The following is a 20,465-nucleotide window of genomic DNA, read 5'->3' on the forward strand; positions in this document are numbered from 1 at the left end:
CCGGGCCCGACTGTTTCGCCTGCCGCACCGCGGCACTTCCTGCGACAAGAGACCATGAATACCTCGGATGCCAAGCGCGTCCTGGAAACAGCCCTGATCTGTTCGCCGCAGCCGCTGCCGGTGCGGGAGTTGCGCGTGCTGTTCAACGACGAGTTGGGTGCCGACACCATCAAGACGCTGCTGCAGGAGTTGCAGGACGAATGGACGCCGCGCGGCGTGGAGCTGGTGCAACTGGCCGGCGGATGGCGTTTCCAGAGCCGCCCCCAGATGCGCGAGTACCTCGACCGGCTGCACCCGGAAAAGCCACCGCGCTACACGCGCGCCACCCTGGAGACGCTGGCCATCATTGCCTACCGGCAGCCGGTCACGCGCGGCGACATCGAAGACATCCGCGGAGTCACCGTCAACTCCCTCATCATCAAGCAGCTCGAAGACCGCGGATGGGTCGAGGTGATCGGCCACCGCGAGGCACCGGGGCGACCGGCGCTGTTCGCCACCACGCGCCAGTTCCTCGACGACCTCGGGCTCGCCTCGCTCGACCAGCTTCCGCTGCTCGAAAGTCCCGCACAGGGCGCCGCCCTGCTGCAATCCCTGGCCGGAGATCCCTCCGAGCAGCCTGAACTCGCGATCGAAGCCGCGGCCCAGCCCGAGTTGGTCGCCGCCGAGAACGATGCGCCTGCCTCCCGATCGATTGCCGACGACCAGCGTCCTCCCGAAGCACCATGACCCACTCCACCCCTGAAGGCGCCGCATCGCGCACCCCTGACTCCGAGACCGACCAGCGCGAGAACGCCCGGGGTGCTGTCCCGCACGCGGAGAGGGCACAAGACGAGAGCGCGCAGGAGGTGCATGCGCCGGCGGTTGGCGGCCAGGCGCGAGACGGGCAGGGTGCCGCGCCCGCAACGCCCGCCGCGCAGGCACAGGCGTCGGACGACGCCCCAGCCGAGGAGCGCCTCCCACCCCGGCTGGACAGGGGTCAAGCGGAACGAACGGACCTGAACCGAGCTGCCGCAGTGGGAGATGCGGACGACGGGCACGACCAGGAGGACGACGACGAGGACGACGAGGACGACGAGGACGACGATGATCACGACGGCGCACGTCAGGCTCGCCGCCACCGCGCCGCTGCGGCCGAGTCCGCTGCCGTGCCCCCGATCCGGTTCGAGGACGTGGTATCCGGGCAGTACGACGCCGACGAGCAGAGCGTTGCGCTGGCACCGCCCAAGCGAGTGCTCTCACCGCAGGCGGACACGCCCAAGCTGCACAAGGTGCTGGCACAGGCCGGACTCGGCTCGCGCCTCGAGATGGAGCAACTCATCACCGAGGGGCGCATCTCCGTCAACAACGAGCCGGCGCACATCGGACAGCGCATCCAGTGGGGCGATCAGATCAAGGTCAACGGCAAGCCGATCCGGGTGCGCATTGCACCGCCGCCGGCCCGCGTGATCGCCTACCACAAGCCCGTGGGCGAGGTAGTGACGCACGACGACCCGCAGAACCGCCCGACCGTGTTCCGCAAGCTGCCCAAGCTGTACCAGGGCAAGTGGCAGTCGGTGGGCCGGCTCGACCTGAACACCGAAGGCCTGTTGCTGTTCACCAGTTCGGGGGAGCTGGCCAACAAGCTGATGCACCCGCGTTTCGGCCTGGAGCGCGAGTACGCGGTCCGGGTGCTCGGAGCCTTGAGCAACGAAGAGAAGCAGCGCCTCCTGGACGGCGTCACCCTCGACGACGGGCGGGCGCAGTTCGGCTCCCTCGAGGACGGGGGAGGCGAGGGCGCGAACGCCTGGTACCGCGTCACCATCTCCGAAGGACGCAACCGTGAGGTGCGGCGCCTGTTCGAGGCGGTGGGCCATGCGGTGAGCCGCCTCATCCGCATCCGGTATGGCGCGATGGTGCTGCCGCGCGGGCTCAAGCGCGGCGCCTGGATGGAACTCGATGAGCGGGACATCCGCGAACTGATGCACGCAGCCGGAGCGGAGCGCCGCGAGCGGGGCGAGGGCGACGCGGCCGACGGCGCGGGCGCGCGCCGCGGAGGCGGCAAGCAACGCCGCGGCGGCGGCCCCCGCGGTAGCGGCGACTCGCGCGGCGCCCCGCCGGCGCGAAAGCGCGGTCCAGGGCAACAGGCGCAAGGCCAGGGGCAGGGGCAAGGCCAGCAGCGGCGCAAGGAGCGGGGCGACCGACCCGCCAGCAACCAACCCGACCCCATGAAGACGTCGCTGGGCTATATCGGCGCCGACAGTTTCACGCGGCAGCGCCAGGCCGGAGGCCCCGGTCCGCGGCGCGGCGGCGGCATGGGCGGCGGCGGCATGGGCGGTGGCAACGGCGGCGGCCAGCGCCGCGGCGGCGGGCGTTCGCGAGGCTGAGCGCCCAGGCGCATCGGCTTCGCCGGCGCAGCGTTTCGACCTCTGCGCCGCGGGTTAAAATTGGCGGCTTTGTCGAACTTTAGGGCGCGGCTGCGACACGAAGCCAGTGCAGCATTTCTGCGAGCACGAGTGCCGAGCCCCCATCCGTTCAAGAACACCCACTCCAGGAAAACAACATGGCCATCGAACGCACCCTGTCCATCATCAAGCCCGACGCCGTCGCCAAGAACGTCATCGGCCAGATCTATTCCCGTTTCGAAGGCGCCGGCCTGAAGGTGATCGCCGCCAAGATGGCGCACCTGTCGCGCGGCGAAGCCGAGCAGTTCTACGCCGTGCACAAGGCCCGCCCCTTCTTCAAGGACCTGGTCGATTTCATGATCTCCGGCCCGGTGATGATCCAGGTGCTCGAGGGCGAGAACGCCATCGCCAAGAACCGCGAGCTCATGGGCGCGACCGACCCCAAGAAGGCTGAGAAGGGCACCATCCGCGCCGACTTCGCCGACAGCATCGATGCCAATGCCGTGCATGGCTCCGATGCACCCGAAACTGCTGCCGTGGAAGTCTCGTTCTTCTTTCCCGGCATGAACGTCTACTCGCGCTGACCCCAGCGACGTTCATGCGATGACGGCCAACCTTCTCGACTTCGACCTGGAGGGCTTGGCCGCGTTCTGCGAAACGCTGGGCGAGAAGCGCTTTCGCGCCACCCAGCTGTTTCGCTGGATCCACCAGCGCGGCGCGAGCGACTTCGAGCAGATGACCGATCTGGCCAAGTCGCTGCGCAGCAAGCTGCAGGGTGCCGCGCGCGTGCAGGGGCTGTCGGTCCTCACCCAGCAGGAGTCCGCCGACGGCACGATCAAGTGGCTGTTCGATGTCGGCGGCGGCAACGCCGTCGAGGCCGTCTTCATCCCGGAGGACGACCGCGGAACGCTCTGCGTGTCCTCGCAAGCGGGATGCGCCGTCGGCTGCCGCTTCTGCTCCACGGGCCACCAGGGCTTCGCACGCAACCTCACCACCGGCGAGATCGTGGCGCAGCTCTGGTTCGCCGAGCACTTCCTGCGCGGCCATCTGCAGACGTCCGAGCGCGTCATCTCCAACGTCGTGATGATGGGCATGGGCGAGCCGCTTCAGAACTACGGCGCGCTCGTTCCGGCCCTGCGCACGATGCTGGACGATCACGGCTACGGCCTGTCGCGGCGACGCGTGACGGTGTCCACCTCCGGCGTGGTGCCGATGATGGACCGCCTGGCGCAGGACTGCCCCGTGGCGCTGGCCGTCTCGCTGCACGCACCGAACGACGCTCTGCGCGACGGGCTCGTGCCGCTGAACCGCAAATACCCCATCGCCGAGCTGCTCGACGCCTGCAACCGGTACCTGCTGCGCGCCCCTCGCGACTTCATCACCTTCGAGTACTGCATGCTCGACGGGGTGAACGACCAGCCTGCCCACGCGGAGCAGCTCATCGCGCTGGTGCGCCAGCACGCGGGGGTCGGCGTGAGTTGCAAGCTGAACCTGATTCCGTTCAATCCGTTCCCGGCTTCGGGCCTGACGCGATCGCCCCACACACGGGTCATGGCCTTCGCGAAGAAGCTCATCGATGCTGGTATCGTCACGACGGTTCGCAAGACCCGCGGTGACGATATCGATGCGGCCTGCGGACAACTCGCCGGCGACGTGCAGGATCGCACCCGCGTCGGCGAGCGCATTGCGCAGCGTCGCACCATCGCGCTCACGCCGGTGCACGACACCGCGCCCACTTCCAAGGAGAGGACGCAATGACCCCCCGCCACGCACATCCCGAAAGCCTCTCGCCGCTCGTTCGCCGTTCGCTTGCCTGCTGCGTGGCCGTGGGCCTGCTCTTGCTCGCAGGCTGCGCGAGCCCCGGCGGCACGGCCGGGGGAGCTGGTGCCGGCGCGGGCGCCGACCTCGTCACCGAGTCCGACGAATCGCCCGAACGCAAGCGCGCCCGCATCCGCATCGAGCTGGCCGTGGGCTACTTCGAGCAGGGGCGCACCGAGTTCGCGCTGGACGAGGTCAAGCAGGCGATCTCGAGCGACCCCTCCTTTGCGCCGGCCTACAACCTGCGCGGCCTCATCTTCATGCGCCTGAACGACATGCGCCAGGCCGAAGAGAGCTTCCGCCGCGCGCTGGCCATCAACCCGCGCGACGCCGACACGCTGCACAACCAGGGGTGGCTGTTGTGCCAGCAGGGGCGTTACGAGGAGGCGCTGGGCGCATTCCGCCAGGCGCTCGTGAACCCGTTGTATGCCGGCCGCGCCAAGACCTACATGACGCAGGGCCTGTGCCAGGCACGCGCCGGGCGTTTCGAGGACGCCGAGCAGAGCCTCGCACGATCCTACGAGCTCGATGCCGGCAATCCGGTGACCGGCTACAACCTCGCGAACCTCCTGTTGCGTCGCAACGAGCTCGAGCGTGCGCAGTTCTATATCCGACGGCTGAACAACGGCGAGTTCGCCAACGCCGAGTCGCTCTGGCTCGGCATCCGGGTCGAGCACCGGCTGGGCGACAAGCTTGCGATGACCCAGCTGGCCGAGCAGCTGAGGAAGCGCTATCCGCAATCGCGTGAACTCGCGGCCTATGACAGGGGAGCTTTCAATGAGTGAGGTGGTGGACGTGGCCGACACCCGGCAGGCGGCGAGTGCCGGCGCGCTGCTGCGCGAAGCGCGCGAGCGCGCCGGACTGCACGTGGCGGCGCTGGCCGGCGCCCTGAAGGTGCCGCAGCGGCAGCTCGAGGCACTTGAGCAGGATCGTCTGGAACTCCTGCCCGACGTGGTCTACGCGCGTGCCCTCGCCGCGAGCGTCTGCCGCACCCTGAAGATCGATTCCAGGCAGGTCTTGTCCCTCCTGCCCAAGGGCGGCGATTCGCGCCTGGGCAAGGTCGAGCCGATCAACGTCCCGTTCCGCGCGTCGGGAGATGTGGGCCGGTCCGCAGGCCGTGAGCTGCTGCGGCGGCCGCCGGTTCTGGCCGCGCTTGCCCTGCTCGTGGGGGCGGTCGTGCTGCTGCTGCTGCCGCTCATTCCCAACCGGCAGGAGCCTGCAGCCACGGGCGACGCGATGGTGAAGCCGGAGGCTGCGTCGAATGCCGCAGCGGGGAGTACCACCGGCGCGGGCGACGCGGCTACTTCCGCTGCGGCCCCTCTGGCGCTGCCCGGTACGGTCACCGAGGCCGTCGTGCCGCCGGGCGCTGCGCTGGCGGGCGCCACGCCGTCCGCCGGCGTCCCGCAGGTCGCTCCTGTCACGCCTGTCGCGCCGGTTGCGCCGCCGCTGCCGACCAGCGGCGGCACGGTGCCGGGCGCAAGCGCAGGTGCTGCCACGACCTCGGCCGGCTCCGACGCCGCCGTCGAAGCGCCGGTGATCCAGTTCTCCGCGCGCCAGGCTGCGTGGGTGCAGGTGACCGACTCGCGCGGCTCGGTGTACCTGCGGCGCATGCTGGCCGCCGGAGAGACCGTCGGCGTCTCGGGCGCGACCCCGCTGGCGGTGGTGGTCGGCAACGTCAGCAACGTGCAGGTGCAGGTGCGGGGCCGTCCGCACGACGTCGCGTCGTCCACGCGCGATAACGTCGCCCGCTTCGAGGTGCGCTGACATGACCCCGGACTGCGGACCGATCGCCGTGAGCTCGCCTTCCGCGCGGCGCTCGCGCCAGGCGCGCATCGCGTGGGGGTCGCGCGTGGTGACCGTCGGCGGCGACGCACCGGTGCGCGTGCAGTCGATGACCAACACCGACACTGCCGACCCGATCGGCACCGCCATCCAGGTCAAGGAGCTTGCCGTGGCGGGCTCTGAGATCGTTCGCATCACCGTGAACACGCCCGAGGCGGCGCAGCAGGTTCCCTACATCCGCGAGCAGCTGGACCGCATGGGCATCGATGTCCCGCTGGTGGGCGACTTCCACTACAACGGCCACCGCCTCCTCACCGAATTTCCGGCTTGTGCGCAGGCGCTGTCCAAATACCGCATCAACCCCGGCAACGTGGGCAAGGGCGACAAGCACGACCGGCAGTTCGCCCAGATGATCGAGGCCGCGCTGCGCTGGGACCGTCCGGTGCGCATCGGTGTCAACTGGGGCAGTCTCGATCAGGAACTGCTGGCGCAGATGATGGACGAGAACAGCCGCCGGGCCCAGCCCTGGGACGCCAAGGCGGTGCTCTACGAAGCGCTCATCACGTCGGCCACCGACTCGGCCCGGCAGGCGGTGGCGCTCGGCATGGACCCGAACCAGATCCTGCTGTCCTGCAAGGTCAGCGGCGTGCAGGACCTGATCTCCGTCTATCGCGAGCTGGCTCGCCGCTGCGACCACGCCCTGCACCTGGGCCTGACCGAGGCGGGCATGGCGACCAAGGGCACGGTGGCGTCGAGCGTCGCCATGGGCGTCCTGCTGCAGGAAGGCATCGGCGACACCATCCGTGTCTCGCTGACGCCGCAACCGGGCGAATCGCGCACGCAAGAGGTGGTCATCGCCTCCGAGATCCTGCAGGCACTCGGGCTGCGCACCTTCGTGCCCAGCGTGACCGCCTGCCCAGGTTGTGGGCGCACCACCAGCACCACCTTCCAGGAGCTCGCCAAGCAGATCGACGACCATCTGCGTGCGCAGATGCCGGTGTGGCGCGCGCGCTATCCGGGCGTCGAGCAACTGAAGGTCGCGGTGATGGGCTGCATCGTCAACGGACCCGGCGAGAGCAAGCACGCCGACATCGGCATCAGCCTGCCGGGCACCGGCGAGGCGCCCGCGGCGCCGGTCTTCATCGACGGCCAGAAAGCTCTCACGCTGCGCGGCGAGAACATCGCTGCCGAGTTCCACCAGCTCGTCGCGAACTACATCGAAAAACGCTTCGGCGGCAGCACTGCCACCGTCTGACCCACGCGCCCATGTCCGAGAAGAACGAGAAGATCGAGAAGACTCCCGCCGCAAAGGCGCAGCCCCTGAGCGCCGTCAAGGGCATGAACGACATCCTGCCGCCGCACTCCGGCCAGTGGGAGTGGCTCGAAGACAAGGTTCGCGCGCTCATGGCGCGCTACGCGTACCGCAACATCCGCACGCCCATCGTCGAGCCCACCCAGTTGTTCGTGCGCGGCCTCGGCGAGGTCACCGACATCGTCGAGAAGGAGATGTACTCCTTCGAAGACCGCCTGAACGGCGAGCACCTCACCCTGCGCCCCGAGAACACGGCAGGCGTGGTGCGCGCGGTCGCCGAGCACTCGCTGCTGTACGACGGCGGCAAGCGGCTCTACTACATGGGACCCATGTTCCGCCACGAGCGGCCCCAGCGGGGGCGCTACCGCCAGTTCCACCAGATCGGCGCCGAAGCCCTCGGCTTCGCCGGGCCCGACATCGACGCCGAGATCATCCTTCTGGCCGACGCGCTCTGGCGCGAACTCGGCCTGCAGGATGTCCGGCTGGAGATCAACAGCCTGGGACAGCCCGAGGAGCGCCGCCAGCACCGGGCCGAGCTCATCGCCTATCTCGAGCGCCACGCCGACCTGCTCGACGAAGACGGGCGGCGGCGCCTGCACAGCAACCCGCTGCGCATCCTGGACACCAAGAACCCCGCCATGCAGGCGGTCGTCGAGGGTGCGCCGCGCCTGATCGACTTTCTGGGCGAGCAGTCGCTCGCCCACTTCGAGGGCGTCAAGGCGATGCTGGAGGCGAACGGCATCGCCTATCGCATCAATCCGCGCTTGGTGCGCGGCCTCGACTACTACAACCTCACCGTGTTCGAGTTCGTCACCGAACGGCTCGGCGCGCAAGGCACGATCTGCGCGGGCGGCCGCTACGACCTGCTGATCGGCCAGATCGGCGGCAAGCCGGCCCCGGCTGTCGGCTGGGCGTTGGGTGTCGAACGCGTGCTGGAGCTGGTGCGCGAGCAGGGCACCGACATCCCGCTTCCGGTGCCCGACGCCTACGCCGTGGTGCCGGACGCGTCGGCCTTGCCGCTGGTGCTGCGTACGCTCCAACAGTTGCGCGCCGCCGGCGTCGCCGTGCAGATGCACGCGGCGGGCGCCGAGGGCATGGGCAGCATGAAGTCGCAGTTCAAGAAGGCCGACGCGAGCGGCGCGCGCTACGCACTGGTGTTCGGCAGCGACGAGCTCGCCGCCGCAGAGGTGACCGTCAAGGCCCTGCGCGACGGGTCCGGTGCGCAGTCGCGGGAGTCGCTCTCGGGCGCCGCCGCGTGGGCGAGCCGCCTCAAGACCTGAGCTTCCGAAACACCGCGTCACTACAATCGCCCCAGTTTTCCAACCCATCCATGGCACAACACCTCGACCTCGAAGAACAGGAGCAGCTTGCAGAGCTCAAGCACTTCTGGAGCAAATACGGCAACCTGATTTCCACGGTGCTGATCGTGGTGTTCGGCAGCATCGCCGCGTGGAACGGCTGGAACTGGTGGCAGCGCAGCCAGGCGGCCAATGCGTCGGCCCTGTACGCGCAGGTCGAGCTCGCCGTGCAGACGAACGACCTGGAGCGCGTGCAGCGTTCGGCCGCCGACATCCAGTCGCAGTTTGCACGCACCACCTACGCACAGCAGGCCAGCCTTCTGGCGGCGCAGGCACTCCAGCAAGCAGGGCGCACCGACGCGGCTCGCAGCGCGCTCGAGTGGGTGGCGGACAAGGCGTCCGATCCCGGCTACCAGGCCGTCGCGCGCCTGCGGCTGGCGGCCATCCTTGTCGATGCCAAGGCCCATGACGATGCGCTGCGACGGCTGTCCGGCAGCATGCCTGCCGAATTCGCACCGCTGGCCGCCGACCTGCGCGGAGACATCTACAAGTTGCAAGGCAAGGCCACCGAAGCGGTCGCCGAATACCAGAAGGCGTTGGCGGGCTTGCCGGCGGACGCCGAATACCGGCGGCTGGTCGAGGTCAAGCTGACTTCGCTGGGCGCGGAGGTGCCCAGGTCATGAGTCGGCGCGATGGCGTTCGCCTGCACCTGCCGGCTCTCGCGCTGGCGGCCGGCTTGCTTGCCGGGTGCTCGTCCCTTCCCGGCTTTCTCGGCGGCGGGCCTGAGCGTCCCAAGCCGGCGGAGCTGGCGCCGAATCCGCAGCTCCTGGGCGTGCGCCAGGCCTGGTCCGCGCGCGTCGGTGCGGTCGATTTCCCGCTTTCGGTGCAGGTGAACGGCACGCGCGTGACGGTGGCGAGCGGCGACGGGACGGTCGCCGTCTTCGATGCGCAAACCGGTCAGGAGCAGTGGCGCGCCAGCGTCGGCGCGGCCCTGGCGGGCGGCGTCGGCAGCGATGGCAGGCGCGTCGCGGTGGTCACGCGCGAGAACGAACTGGTGGCGCTCGCCGACGGCGCCGTGCAGTGGCGCCAGCCGCTGGGCGCGCAGAGCTATACCCCGCCGCTGGTCGCCGGAGAGCGGGTCTTCGTGTTGGCCGCTGACCGTTCCGTCACCGGGCACGACGGTGCTAGCGGGCGTCGCCTCTGGAGCCTGCAACGGCCCGGGGAGGCCCTGGTGCTGCGACAGGCCGGTGTGATGCTCCCGGTCGGCGACACGCTGGTGGTCGGGCAGGGCGGACGGCTCGCGGGCGTGAACCCGCTCACGGGCAGCGTCCGATGGGAGGCGCCGATCGCGAGCTCCCGCGGTACCAACGATGTGGAGCGCCTGGTCGATCTGGTCGGGCGCGCCAGCCGGCAAGGCGACTCGGTCTGCGCGCGCGCGTTCCAGGCTGCGGTGGGCTGCGTCGATGCCGCCCGCGGCACGCTCAGCTGGACACGCCGGGCCAACGGCTCCGACGGCCTCGACGGCGACGAGCGCCTGCTGTACGGCACCGAGGCCGATGGTCGCGTAGTGGCCTGGCAGCGTGCCACCGGCGAGCCGGCCTGGACCCACGAGCAGCTGCAGTGGCGCAAGCTGAGCGCGCCGCTCGTCATCGGGCGCTCGGTAGCCGTGGGCGACGACGCCGGCTTCGTGCACCTGCTCTCTCGCGAGGACGGTCGGCTCCTCGACCGGCTCACCACCGACGGCTCGGGTATCGCCGCGGCGCCGATCCTGGCCGGCAACACCCTCGTCGTCGTGACCCGCAGCGGCGGTGTCTTCGGCTTCGTTCCCAACTGATCCTTTCTCCCGGGCGCCCCGCCATGAAACCCGTCGTCGCCCTGGTGGGCCGGCCCAACGTCGGCAAATCGACGCTTTTCAACCGGCTGACCAAGTCGCGCGATGCCATCGTCGCCGACTTCGCAGGCCTGACCCGTGATCGCCACTACGGCAACGGCCGCCTCGGTCCCCACGAGTTCATCGTCATCGACACCGGCGGCTTCGAGCCCACGGCCGAAACCGGCATCTATGTGGAGATGGCCAAGCAGACCCGTCAGGCCGTTGCCGAGGCGGACGTCGTGGTCTTCGTGCTCGACGCACGCGCCGGGCTCTCCGCGCAGGACCACGACATCGGCAACTACCTGCGCAAGCTCGGCAAACCGACCGTGCTGGTGGCCAACAAGGCCGAAGGCATGACCGAGGGCACCCAGCTCGCCGAGTTCTACGAGCTCGGGCTGGGCGAGGTCTTGCCGGTCTCGGCCGCGCATGGGCAGGGCGTACGCAGCCTCATCGAGCAGGCCCTGGGGATGCTCGATCTGCCGGAGCCAGGTGAGGACGCCGAAGAAGGCGACACCGGCGTCACCCGGTTGGCCGTTGCCGGGCGTCCGAACGTCGGAAAGTCCACTCTCATCAATACCTGGCTGGGTGAGGAACGGCTGGTCGCCTTCGACCTGCCCGGCACCACCCGCGATGCGATCACGGTTCCGTTCGAGCGCGCCGGCCAGAAGTACGAACTCATCGATACGGCCGGGTTGCGGCGCAAGGGACGCGTGTTCGAGGCCATCGAGAAGTTTTCGGTCGTCAAGACGCTGCAGGCCATCGAATCGGCCAACGTGGTGCTACTGCTTCTCGACGCCACCCAGGGTGTCACGGACCAGGACGCCCACATCGCCGGCTACATCCTCGAGAGTGGCCGTGCGGTGGTGATCGCCGTCAACAAGTGGGATGCAATCGACAACTACGAGCGCGAGCAGGTGCAGCGGCAGATCGAATCGCGCCTGGCCTTCCTCAAGTTCGCCACGGTGCACCTCATTTCGGCCAAGAAGCGGCAGGGGCTCGGTCCGGTGTGGCAGTCCATCACCGAGGCCCACCAGTCGGCCATGCGCAAGATGCCGACGCCGGTGCTCACGCGGCTGCTGCTCGAAGCCGTGCAGTTCCAGGCGCCCAAGCGCGCCGGCATGTTCCGGCCCAAGCTGCGCTATGCCCACCAGGGTGGAATGAACCCGCCGGTGATCGTGGTGCACGGCAACTCGCTCGAGCACGTCACCGACGCATACAAGCGCTTCCTCGAAGGCCGTTTCCGCAAGGAATTCAAGCTCGTGGGCACGCCGCTGCGCATCGAGATGAAGACCTCGACGAATCCATACATCGAAAAAGAGTGAGGAAAAAAGGGCTCGCGCCCTTGAAGCGATGGCCCACGCTCCCATGTGCAGGGCTGTCGGCAGGGGCCTACTTGTGTGTAGGGCTTGCTGTGGTAAGGTGCAAATTCCAAAGAACTTCCGAACAACACGGAGAATATCGTGAGCAACAAAGGGCAGCTACTACAAGACCCCTTCCTCAACACCTTGCGTCGCGAGCATGTGCCGGTTTCGATCTACCTCGTCAATGGCATCAAGCTACAGGGTCAGATCGAGTCTTTCGATCAGTATGTTGTGCTCTTGCGCAACACCGTGACGCAGATGGTCTACAAGCACGCCATCTCCACCATTGTCCCCGGGCGAGCCGTGAACTTCTCCGCGGCTGAAAGTCACGAGGCACCTGCAGCCTGAACACACCATGCATGCAGGGCGCTCCTGGCGCCGCCCGGGTCCGCTATCGCGCACGACTCGGGTAACCATCCTTGCAAACTAATTCTCCCAACGCCACTGCTCCGGTCCTGCTGGTCGGAGTCGATTTCGGCACCCCCCATTTCGATACGCAGCTCGAGGAACTGGGCCTGCTTGCGCAGACCGCCGGCCTCGAGCCTGTCGCTCGCGTCACCTGCAAGCGCAAGGCCCCCGACGCGGCGCTGTTCGTAGGCAGCGGCAAGGCCGACGAGATCAAGGCCCTGGCCGAGAGCGCCGGCGCAGCCGAGGTCCTGTTCGACCAGTCGCTCAGCCCCGCGCAGCAGCGCAACCTCGAACGCCACCTCGGCCTGCCGGTCAACGACCGGACCCTGCTCATTCTGGAAATCTTCGCGCAGCGCGCCCGCAGCCATGAAGGCAAGCTGCAGGTCGAACTCGCCCGGCTGCAGTACGTCAGCACGCGCCTGGTGCGGCGCTGGTCGCACCTGGAGCGGCAGACTGGCGGTGCCGGCGTGCGCGGCGGTCCCGGCGAAAAGCAGATCGAGCTCGACCGCCGGATGATCGGTGAGGCCATCAAGCGCACCCGCGATCGCCTGGAGAAGGTCAAGAAGCAGCGCACCACGCAGCGTCGCCAGCGAGAGCGTCAGAACGCATTCAACATCTCCCTGGTCGGCTACACGAACGCCGGCAAATCGACGCTGTTCAATGCGCTGGTGAAAGCGCGGGCCTACGCCGCCAACCAGCTCTTCGCGACCCTCGACACCACCACCCGCCAGCTGTATCTGGGCGACGGCCTGGGCGGCGGCCGCTCGGTGTCGCTGTCCGATACCGTCGGCTTCATCCGCGACCTTCCGCACGGCCTTATCGATGCCTTCGAGGCCACTTTGCGCGAAGCAGCCGACGCCGACCTGCTGGTGCACGTGGTGGATGCTGCCAACCCGGGATATCCCGAGCAGATCAACGAGGTGCAGCGGGTCCTGCAGGAGATCGGCGCAGCGGACGTTCCGCAGCTGCTGGTGTTCAACAAGATCGATGCTTTGGCGCATTTCCAGCAGCCGCGCGCCGCCTGCGACACGTTCGATGTGGACGGTCGCGCCGTGCAGCGCGTCTTCGTGAGCAGCCACACGGGCGAAGGGCTGGGGAGCCTGCGGCACGTGCTGGCGCAGCGCTCGCAGGCCGAGTCGGCGGCGTCCATCCCCAGAGAAACCCCGTACCTGCATGAGGCGGCCGCGTGATTGGGCACAATCGCAGCGCCACACGATTAGAGATGCACATCGAATGAATCTGAAAATTCCCAGCTTTGCCAGAGGACGGCTGAGCACCCGGCTGCGGGGCATGTTCAACCTCAACGACCCCCGGTGGGGCCGCGGCGAAGACGTGCGGGCGGAGAACAATCGCCCCGATCCCGGCCCGGGCGGTGGTGGTCCGCGCGGTCCCAACCAGGGACCGCCCGACCTCGACGAGCTGTGGCGCGACTTCAACCGGAAGCTTGGCGGCCTGTTCGGCGGCCGCGGGCGCGGCTCCGACCCGGGAGGAGGGGGCGGCAACTTCCAGCCCGACATGAAGAGTGCGGGCGTTGGAGTAGGCCTCATCGCCGCGGTAGTCGTTCTCATCTGGCTTGGGACGGGCTTTTTCATCGTGCAGGAAGGCCAGCAGGCGGTGATCACGCAGTTCGGCCGCTACACGTCTACCGTGGGCGCCGGCTTCCACTGGCGCCTGCCGTACCCGATCCAGCGTCACGAGGCGGTCACGGTGACGCAGATCCGCTCGGTCGATATCGGGCGGGACACCGTCATCCGGGCCACGGGCTTGCGCGATTCGGCCATGCTCACGCAGGACGAGAACATCGTCGAGATCAAGTTTGCCGTGCAGTACCGCCTGAAGGACGCGCGCGCCTGGTTGTTCCAGAGCAAGGACCCGGCACAGACGGTGGTCAACGTCGCCGAGACCGCGGTTCGCGAGGTGGTGGGCAACATGCGGATGGACTCGGCCCTGGCCGAAGAGCGCGACCAGATCGCCCCGCGCGTGCGCAAGCTGATGCAGACCATCCTGGACCGCTACGCCATCGGCGTGGAGGTGGTTGCCGTCAACCTGCAGCAGGGCGGCGTTCGTCCGCCCGAGCAGGTGCAGGCCGCCTTCGACGACGTGCTCAAGGCTGGCCAGGAACGCGAGCGTGCCAAGAACGAGGCGCAGGCCTACGCCAACGACGTGATTCCCCGCGCGGTGGGTGCGGCTTCGCGGCTGGGCGAAGAGGCCGAAGGCTACAAGGCCAGGATCGTCGCGCAGGCGCAGGGCGATGCGCAGCGTTTCCGCTCGGTGCTGACCGAGTACCAGCGGGCACCACAGGTGACGCGTGACCGCATGTACCTCGACGCGCTCCAGCAGATCTACTCCAACGTGAACAAGGTCCTGGTGGATTCGCGCCAGGGCTCGCAGCTGCTGTACCTGCCCCTGGACCGCCTGATGCAGCAGGGGGGCAATCCGGGTGGCACCGAGGTCGTTCCGCCGCCGCCCAGCCCGGCGCCGCCTGCCAATGGCGCCGCGGCTGCAACCGACGTGCGCGCCCGCGACGGTGGCCGCAGCCGCGAACGCGAGACGCGTTGATCCCCAAGGACTTGCACTCCCAATGAACAGAATCGGTTTCCTCGTAGCAGGCCTGCTGGTCGTCCTCGCGCTGCTCAGCTCGATGGTCTTCGTGGTCGATCAGCGCCAGTACGGCGTGGTCTATGCCCTCGGACAGATCCGCCAGGTGATCACCGAGCCCGGCCTGCACTTCAAGCTGCCGCCGCCGTTCCAGAACGTGCGCTACATCGACAAGCGCCTGCTCACGCTCGACAGCATCGACGCCGAGCCCATGCTGACCGCCGAGAAGCAGCGCGTGGTCATCGACTGGTTCGTGCGCTGGCGCATCAGCGATCCGCTGCAGTACATCCGCAACGTCGGCCTCGACGAGCAGGCCGGCGCGATCCAGATCAACCGGGTCGTGCGCAACGCCTTCCAGGAAGAGATCAACCGCCGCACGGTGAGCGAGCTGCTCTCGACGCGGCGCGAGCAGCTCATGGCGGACGTCAAGCGCGAGGCGCAGGAGGTCGTGTCCGGCAGCAACCCCTGGGGTCTGGAAGTGGTCGATGTGCGCATCACGCGGGCGGACTACGTGGAGGCCATCACCGAGTCGGTCTACCGCCGGATGGAGGCCGAGCGCAAGCGCGTCGCCAACGAACTGCGCTCGACCGGCGCGGCCGAGGGCGAAAAGATCCGGGCAGACGCCGACCGCCAGCGCGAGATCACCATCGCCAATGCGTACCGCGAGGCCCAGAAGGTCAAGGGCGAGGGCGACGCACAGGCGGCCGCCGTCTACAACGAAGCGTTCGGTCGAGACCCGCAGTTCGCCCAGTTCTACCGCAGCCTAGACGCCTACAAGGCCAGCCTGGGCAAGCGTGGGGACGTGCTCGTCCTCGATCCCTCCACCTCGGAGTTCTTCCGCACCTTCCGAGGCGGCGGCAACGTGGCTCCTCCCGCAGGCGGATCCGGCGCCCCGCCGGCCGGTCCGCGGGCGGGAGCTCCCGCCGAACCCGCTTCCTCCGGCGGGAACAACCGGACGCCGGCCGCCGCCGCTTCCGCCGCGGCCCGCTGAGGACGGCTCGAACGTGCACGGGCGCACGGCCGTCGCCGCTTGCCTTGGACGCTGACCTGTTCTGGGCGGCCCTGGCGCTGGTCCTCGTGTTCGAGGGCCTGTTTCCGCTGCTGGCGCCAGGGGCCTGGCGACGCACCTTCGCCCAGCTCGTCGCCATGCGCGACGGGCAGTTGCGCTTCTTCGGTCTGTGCAGCCTGGTCGTCGGGCTGCTGCTGTTCTGGGTGGTGCGCTGACGCACCTGTCCACCGCCCGAACCGCTGGTGGCCCACCCGGGGCATGCTCAGCGGTGGGCACGCGGCCGGCCGGTAAAATAACCGTTTCATCACTCGTCCCCTCCCATGTCTGCCTGGGTCCTGCCGGATCACATCGCCGATGTTCTGCCTTCCGAGGCCCGGCACATCGAAGAGCGTCGCCGCGAACTGCTCGACACCGCCCGCGGCTATGGCTACGAGCTGGTCATGCCGCCGCTGCTCGAACATCTCGAGTCTCTCCTGACCGGCACCGGCGAAGCGCTGGACCTGCAGACCTTCAAGCTGGTCGATCAGCTGTCGGGACGGATGCTCGGCCTGCGCGCCGACACCACGCCGCAGGTCGCACGCATCGATGCGCACCTGCTCAATCGCCAGGGCGTGGCACGCCTGTGCTACTGCGGCCCGGTGCTGCATACCCGGCCGGACCGTCCACACGCCACGCGCGAGCCGCTGCAGTTCGGCGCCGAGATCTACGGGCACGCCGGACGCGAGGCCGACCTTGAGATCCTCACGCTCGCCCTCGACTGCCTGGCCGCCACGCAGGTGTCCGACTTCATCGTGGATATGGCGGACGTACGCATCGTGCGCGCGCTGCTCGACGGCTGTGTGAGCGATCCGCGCCTGCTGGCCGACATCCACGCTGCGCTTGCGGCCAAAGACGCCAGCAGCATTTCAGCGCTCACCCGTAGCCTTCCGTCCTCCTCACGCGAAGGGCTCGTGGCCCTCGTCTCGCTCTACGGCGACGAGCAGGTGCTGGACGAAGCGGGCAGGGCGTTGCCGGACACGCCGGCGCTGCGTGAATCCCTTGCGGGCCTGCGCTGGCTCGCTGGTGAGCTCGGTGGTGCGCGGGTGAGCTTCGATCTGGCCGACCTGCGCGGCTACGCCTACTACAGCGGAGTGCGCTTCGCCCTCTACAGCCCCGGCGCCAGCGATGCGCTGGTGCGCGGCGGCCGCTACGACGAGGTCGGTGCGGTGTTCGGCCGCAACCGACCGGCGGTCGGCTTCAGCCTGGACCTCAAGGAGCTCGTGGGCGTCGCTGCGCGGCGTCCCCTCAAGGCGGCCATCCGCGCGCCATGGGGGCAGGATGCCGGCCTGCGCGCGGCCATCGCCCATCTGCGGCGCCAGGGCGAGACGGTGGTGTGCGTCCTGCCGGGCCATGAAAGCGAGATCGACGAATTCGACTGCGACCGCGAACTCACCGCCCAAGGCGGTGCCTGGGCCGTGCGCGCCCTTTGAACTTCATTTTTCCAGCGAGTTTTTTTGATGAACAAGACGATTGGTCGCAACGTGGTCGTGGTCGGCACCCAATGGGGCGACGAAGGCAAGGGCAAGCTGGTGGACTGGCTCACCGAGATGGCGCAGGGTGTGGTGCGCTTCCAGGGCGGTCACAACGCCGGCCACACGCTGGTGATCAACGGCGTCAAGACGGCGCTGCACCTCATCCCCTCGGGCATCATGCGCCCCGGCGTGAAGTGCTACATCGGCAACGGCGTGGTGCTTTCCGCCGCCAAGCTGTTCGAGGAGATCGAGGGCCTCGAGGCGGCGGGCGTGGAGGTGCGATCGCGACTGCGCATCAGCGAAGCGTGTCCGCTGATCCTGCCGTTCCACGCTGCACTCGATGTGGCCCGTGAGGCCCTGCGCGAGAAGGGCGGCACCGAGAAGATCGGCACCACCGGCCGCGGCATCGGCCCCGCCTACGAAGACAAGATCGCGCGGCGCGCACTGCGCGTGCAGGATCTGAAGCATCCGCAACGCTTCGCCGAGAAGCTCAGGTCGCTGCTGGAGCTGCACAACCACGTCCTCACGACCTTCCTGCAAGCGCCGGCCGTCGATTTCCAGCAGACGCTGGACGAGGCACTTGCGCTCGGCGAGCGCCTGCGGCCCATGATGGCCGACGTGTCGCGCGAGCTGAACGAAGCCCACCGCGACGGCGCCAACCTGCTGTTCGAAGGTGCACAGGGCACCCTGCTCGACGTCGATCACGGCACCTATCCGTACGTCACCTCCAGTAACTGCGTGGCAGGTAATGCGGCCGCAGGTGCGGGCGTCGGGCCGGGCATGCTGCACTACATCCTCGGCATCACCAAGGCGTACTGCACCCGCGTGGGTGGCGGCCCGTTCCCCACCGAACTCGACTGGGCGACTCCGGGAACGGTGGGCCACCACCTGTCGACGGTGGGGCAGGAGCGCGGCGTCACCACGGGCCGGTTCCGTCGCTGCGGCTGGTTCGATGCGGCCCTCCTCAAGCGAAGCGCGCAGGTGAACGGGCTTTCGGGCCTGTGCATCACCAAGCTCGACGTGCTCGACGGACTGCAGGAGCTCCAGCTGTGCACCGGCTACGAGCTCGATGGCGAGCAGATCGACCTGTTGCCGCTGGGTGCCGACGAGATCTCGCGCTGCGTTCCGCTGTACGAAACGCTTGCGGGCTGGAGCGAAAGCACCGTCGGCATCACGCAATACGACGCGCTCCCTGTGAACGCGCGTCTCTACCTGCAGCGCATCGAACAGGTCACCGGGGTGCCGATCGACATGATCTCCACGAGCCCCGACCGCGACCACACGATCATGAAGCGCCACCCCTATCTGGCCGCCTGAACACCGACACACGAAAGAGGAGTTCCCGATGTTGACCGAAGACGGCAAGCACCTGTATGTGAGCTACGACGAGTACCACAACCTGATCGAGAAGCTCGCGATCCGGGTGTACCAATCGGGCTGGGAGTTCGACACCATCCTGTGCCTCGCGCGCGGCGGCATGCGTCCGGGAGACATCCTCAGTCGCATCTTCGACAAGCCGCTGGCGATCATGTCCACCAGTTCGTATCGCGCCGAGGCGGGCACCGTGCAGGGGCACCTGGACATCGCGCGCTACATCACCACGCCGCGCGGCGAGATCGCGGGCCGGGTGCTGCTGGTCGATGATCTCGCCGATTCGGGCCATACCCTGCACAAGGTGGTGGACCAGCTGCGCAACAACTACAAGCCCATCACGGAATTGCGCAGCGCGGTGATCTGGACCAAGGGCCTATCGACTTTCACGCCGGACTATTCGGTCGAGTTCCTGCCGACCAATCCCTGGATCCACCAGCCCTTCGAAGGCTACGACAGCATGGGTCCCGGCAAGCTGCTGGAGAAGTGGAAGATCTGACGGCGCCAGCCGATTGCCGTGAGGCGGGCGGCGGCCGCTACGATGCGCGCATGCGCGCTCCCATCACCGACCTGATCCACCACCCGTACACCGCTCCGGCGGGGTTCGGCGCGCCGCAGCCCGGCGTCTTCAAGGCCTCCACCGTCTTTTTCCCGAATGTCGCCGCGATGCGAGCGCGCGACTGGAAGACCAAGGACGGCTACACCTACGGGCTGCACGGCACGCCCACCACCTTCCTGCTCGAGGAGCGCATCGCCGCGCTCGAAGGAGGGCGGCAGTGCCTCCTGGTGCCGAGCGGACTGGCGGCGCTGGCCAACGTCAACCTGTCCCTGCTGCGCAGCGGCGACGAAGTGCTGCTGCCGGACAACGCGTACGGGCCGTCCCGCGCGATGGCCGAAGGCGAGCTGGCGCAGTGGGGCATCGGCCATCAGCGCTACGACCCGATGAACGTGGACGACCTCGCGCGGCGCATCGGGCCGCGCACGCGCCTCGTGTGGCTGGAGGCGCCCGGATCCGTCACCCTGGAGTTCCCGCCGCTGGAGCGCCTGGCCGCACTGTGCCGTGAACGCGGAGTGACCAGCGCCCTGGACAACACCTGGGGTGCCGGTCTGGCGTTCAACGGCTTGGAGGCCGGCGCCGACATCGTGGTGCAGGCCCTCACCAAATATCCCAGCGGCGGCGGAGACGTGCTCATGGGCAGCGTAGTCACGCGCGACGAGGACCTGCATCTGCGGCTCAAGCTCACGCACATGCGCCTGGGCTGGGGAGTCGGTGCGAACGACGTCGAGTCCGTGCTGCGGTCCTTGCCCAGCCTGGCACTGCGCTACCGGGCGCAGGACGCGGCGGCGCGCGTCCTGGCGCGTTGGTTGAGTGATCGGCCCGAGGTGGCGCTGGTCCTGCATCCCGGCCTGGAGGGCTCGCCCGGACACGCGAACTGGCGCGCGACCTGCGGCCCTGATGGCCTGGCTGCGGGCCTGTTCTCGATCGTGCTCCACGAGCATCATGCCCCGGCGCGCGTGGATGCCTTCTGCGACGCGCTGCGGCTGTTCCGCCTGGGCTACTCCTGGGGCGGTCCGATCAGCCTCGTGGCGCCGTATGAGCCCTCCGCCATGCGTTCGCCCGAGCTCGGCACCTGGCCCCATCGCGGGACGCTGGTTCGCTTGTCCGTGGGCCTGGAGGCGGTCGAAGACCTGCAGGCGGACCTGGCCGCGGCACTGGCACAGCTCGCCTGAGCCGTCCGCCGG

At 68.5% G+C, this 20,465-nt stretch carries 20 protein-coding genes; all 20 read left to right on the forward strand.

All coding sequences use genetic code 11. The annotated features are described in order from the left end of the window. Positions 1–54 precede the first annotated feature (54 nt). Entirely contained in the window at positions 55–726 is a 672-nt protein-coding gene (gene scpB / locus WG922_RS18650; protein WP_340284347.1) for an SMC-Scp complex subunit ScpB, read from the forward strand. Beyond that, positions 723–2,363 carry a pseudouridine synthase gene (locus tag WG922_RS18655; protein WP_340284348.1) on the forward strand — a complete coding sequence of 547 codons (1,641 nt, stop codon included), beginning with the start codon at positions 723–725 and terminating at the stop codon, positions 2,361–2,363. Before scpB ends, WG922_RS18655 begins: the two co-directional genes overlap by 4 nt. A gap of 176 nt (positions 2,364–2,539) precedes the next feature. Next, positions 2,540–2,965: a nucleoside-diphosphate kinase gene (gene ndk, locus WG922_RS18660; RefSeq protein ID WP_340284349.1), complete on the forward strand. Its 426-nt coding sequence runs from the start codon at positions 2,540–2,542 to the stop codon at positions 2,963–2,965. A gap of 19 nt (positions 2,966–2,984) precedes the next feature. Then, positions 2,985–4,139 carry a 23S rRNA (adenine(2503)-C(2))-methyltransferase RlmN gene (rlmN, locus tag WG922_RS18665; RefSeq protein ID WP_340284351.1) on the forward strand — a complete coding sequence of 385 codons (1,155 nt, stop codon included), beginning with the start codon at positions 2,985–2,987 and terminating at the stop codon, positions 4,137–4,139. Next, on the forward strand, positions 4,136–4,984 hold the full coding sequence (pilW, locus tag WG922_RS18670) for a type IV pilus biogenesis/stability protein PilW (protein WP_340284353.1): 849 nt from the start codon (positions 4,136–4,138) through the stop codon (positions 4,982–4,984). Before rlmN ends, pilW begins: the two co-directional genes overlap by 4 nt. Further along, positions 4,977–5,963 (forward strand): helix-turn-helix domain-containing protein, encoded by a 987-nt coding sequence (locus WG922_RS18675; RefSeq protein ID WP_340284355.1) that lies wholly within the window; start codon positions 4,977–4,979, stop codon positions 5,961–5,963. Before pilW ends, WG922_RS18675 begins: the two co-directional genes overlap by 8 nt. Position 5,964: 1 nt before the next feature. After that, positions 5,965–7,236 (forward strand): flavodoxin-dependent (E)-4-hydroxy-3-methylbut-2-enyl-diphosphate synthase, encoded by a 1,272-nt coding sequence (gene ispG, locus WG922_RS18680; RefSeq protein WP_340284356.1) that lies wholly within the window; start codon positions 5,965–5,967, stop codon positions 7,234–7,236. A gap of 11 nt (positions 7,237–7,247) precedes the next feature. After that, on the forward strand, positions 7,248–8,573 hold the full coding sequence (hisS, locus tag WG922_RS18685; RefSeq protein ID WP_340284357.1) for a histidine--tRNA ligase: 1,326 nt from the start codon (positions 7,248–7,250) through the stop codon (positions 8,571–8,573). Positions 8,574–8,623: 50 nt separating this feature from the next. Beyond that, positions 8,624–9,274 (forward strand): YfgM family protein, encoded by a 651-nt coding sequence (locus tag WG922_RS18690; RefSeq protein WP_340284358.1) that lies wholly within the window; start codon positions 8,624–8,626, stop codon positions 9,272–9,274. Then, the gene (gene bamB, locus WG922_RS18695) at positions 9,271–10,425 is read left to right on the forward strand and encodes an outer membrane protein assembly factor BamB (protein WP_340284359.1); all 1,155 of its coding nucleotides are present in this window, start codon (positions 9,271–9,273) and stop codon (positions 10,423–10,425) included. Before WG922_RS18690 ends, bamB begins: the two co-directional genes overlap by 4 nt. Before the next feature lie 23 nt (positions 10,426–10,448). Continuing rightward, entirely contained in the window at positions 10,449–11,786 is a 1,338-nt protein-coding gene (gene der / locus WG922_RS18700) for a ribosome biogenesis GTPase Der (protein ID WP_340284360.1), read from the forward strand. A gap of 138 nt (positions 11,787–11,924) precedes the next feature. Then, positions 11,925–12,173 (forward strand): RNA chaperone Hfq, encoded by a 249-nt coding sequence (gene hfq / locus WG922_RS18705; protein ID WP_340284361.1) that lies wholly within the window; start codon positions 11,925–11,927, stop codon positions 12,171–12,173. 71 nt (positions 12,174–12,244) lie between these two features. After that, positions 12,245–13,423: a GTPase HflX gene (gene hflX, locus WG922_RS18710; protein WP_340284362.1), complete on the forward strand. Its 1,179-nt coding sequence runs from the start codon at positions 12,245–12,247 to the stop codon at positions 13,421–13,423. A 43-nt stretch (positions 13,424–13,466) separates the two neighbouring features. Further along, positions 13,467–14,792 (forward strand): FtsH protease activity modulator HflK, encoded by a 1,326-nt coding sequence (gene hflK, locus WG922_RS18715; RefSeq protein WP_340284363.1) that lies wholly within the window; start codon positions 13,467–13,469, stop codon positions 14,790–14,792. A 22-nt stretch (positions 14,793–14,814) separates the two neighbouring features. Beyond that, positions 14,815–15,822, forward strand: a complete 1,008-nt coding sequence (gene hflC, locus WG922_RS18720; protein WP_340284365.1) for a protease modulator HflC — start codon at positions 14,815–14,817, stop codon at positions 15,820–15,822. A 44-nt stretch (positions 15,823–15,866) separates the two neighbouring features. Further along, positions 15,867–16,055, forward strand: a complete 189-nt coding sequence (locus WG922_RS18725; protein ID WP_340284366.1) for a DUF2065 domain-containing protein — start codon at positions 15,867–15,869, stop codon at positions 16,053–16,055. Positions 16,056–16,160: 105 nt separating this feature from the next. Beyond that, on the forward strand, positions 16,161–17,309 hold the full coding sequence (locus tag WG922_RS18730) for an ATP phosphoribosyltransferase regulatory subunit (protein WP_340284367.1): 1,149 nt from the start codon (positions 16,161–16,163) through the stop codon (positions 17,307–17,309). A gap of 27 nt (positions 17,310–17,336) precedes the next feature. Next, positions 17,337–18,668, forward strand: a complete 1,332-nt coding sequence (locus tag WG922_RS18735) for an adenylosuccinate synthase (RefSeq protein ID WP_340284368.1) — start codon at positions 17,337–17,339, stop codon at positions 18,666–18,668. Between the two features lie 28 nt (positions 18,669–18,696). Continuing rightward, positions 18,697–19,221: a phosphoribosyltransferase gene (locus WG922_RS18740; protein ID WP_340284370.1), complete on the forward strand. Its 525-nt coding sequence runs from the start codon at positions 18,697–18,699 to the stop codon at positions 19,219–19,221. A 50-nt stretch (positions 19,222–19,271) separates the two neighbouring features. Further along, a complete protein-coding gene (locus WG922_RS18745; protein WP_340284371.1) occupies positions 19,272–20,453 on the forward strand; it encodes a PLP-dependent transferase in 1,182 nt (393 codons plus the stop codon). Positions 20,454–20,465: the final 12 nt, after the last annotated feature.

The sequence above is a fragment of the Ramlibacter sp. AN1015 genome (assembly GCF_037726105.1).
In the GTDB taxonomy this organism is placed as follows: Bacteria; Pseudomonadota; Gammaproteobacteria; order Burkholderiales; family Burkholderiaceae_C; genus Ramlibacter.